Below are 1,366 nucleotides of genomic sequence, written 5' to 3'. Positions count from 1 at the left end.
GCGGCATCCTGCGCGCCGAGCGGGTCGCGCTGAACCTCGTGCAGCGGATGTCGGGCGTCGCGACGCTGACCGCACGCTACGTCGACGCGGTCGCGGGCACCCGCGCGCGCATCGTCGACACCCGCAAGACGACCCCGGGGCTGCGCAGCCTCGAGCGGCAGGCCGTGCGCGACGGCGGCGGCCGCAACCACCGGCGTTCGCTGTCCGACGCGATCATGGCCAAGGACAACCACCTCGCCGTGCTCACGGCAGGCGGTGCCGACCTCGCCGAGGCGCTGCGTGCGGCGCGCGAGCGGATGCCGCACACCGCCCACCTCGAGGTCGAGGTCGACCGCGTCGAGCAGATCCCCGCCGTGCTCGAGGGCGGCGCCGACACGATCATGCTCGACAACTTCGACCTCGACGCACTGCGCGAGGGCGTCGCGCTGATCGACGGCCGCGCGATCGTCGAGGCCTCGGGCGGGGTGAACCTCGACACCGTCGCGGGCATCGCCGCAACGGGCGTCGACGTGATCTCGGTCGGCGCGCTCACGCACTCGGCGCGCGCGCTCGACCTCGGCCTCGACGTCGTCATCGAGACGGGCCCGGCGTGATCTTCGCCGACCACGCCGCCACGACGCCCGTCCGCCGCGAGGCGCTCGAGGCGATGTGGCCGTACCTCACCGGCGCCTTCGGCAACCCGTCGAGCCGGCACGACGTCGGCGAGGAGGCGGCACGCGCACTGGCGTGGGCTCGCGCCGAGGTCGCCTCGGTCGTCGGATGCCGCCCGGGCGACGTCGTGTTCACGTCGGGCGGAACCGAGGCCGACAACCTCGCGGTCACGGGCCTGGCGCTCGCGAACCCGCGCGGGCGGCACGTCGTGGTCTCCCCCGTCGAGCACGAGGCCGTGCTCGGGGCCGCCGACGCGCTGCGCCGGCTGCACGGCTTCGAGATCGACGAGGTCGAGGTCGATGCGACCGGCACGGTGACGCCCGAGGCGCTCGCCCGGGTCATCCGCCCGGACACGACGCTCGTCTCGGTGCAGCTGGCGAACAACGAGGTCGGGACCGTGAACCCGATCGCCGACCTCGCGACGGTGGCGCACGCTTCGGGGGCCCTCATGCACACCGACGCCGTGCAGGCGGCCGGATGGCTGCCGCTGGCGATCGACGACCTCGGCGTCGACGCGCTCTCGCTCGCCGGGCACAAGGTCGGCGCACCGAAGGGCACGGGCGCCCTGGTCGTGCGCGGCCGACTGCCGATCGAACCGGTGCTCCACGGCGGCGGACAGGAGCGCGGACGACGCTCCGGCACCGAGAACGTCGCCGGTGCGGTCGCGTTCGCGACGGCCCTGCGCCTCGCCGAGGGCGAGCGGGCGGATGCCGCG

General features: G+C 75.0%; 2 protein-coding genes. Both read left to right on the top strand.

Annotated features, from left to right (window positions below; all coding sequences use genetic code 11):
- Nucleotides 1-593, top strand: a 593-nt coding sequence (gene nadC / locus ESO86_RS17035; protein WP_129235968.1) for a carboxylating nicotinate-nucleotide diphosphorylase, incomplete at its 5' end; no start/stop codon positions are given.
- The coding region (locus tag ESO86_RS17030) for a cysteine desulfurase family protein (RefSeq protein ID WP_165308267.1) at nt 590-1,366 on the top strand (777 nt) is incomplete at its 3' end. The genes nadC and ESO86_RS17030, both read left to right, overlap by 4 nt.

The sequence above is a fragment of the Agromyces binzhouensis genome (assembly GCF_004135055.1).
GTDB lineage: Bacteria > Actinomycetota > Actinomycetes > Actinomycetales > Microbacteriaceae > Agromyces > Agromyces binzhouensis.
Note: the sequence above shows the minus strand (reverse complement) of the source record. Positions and strands in the feature narration are given on the sequence as shown.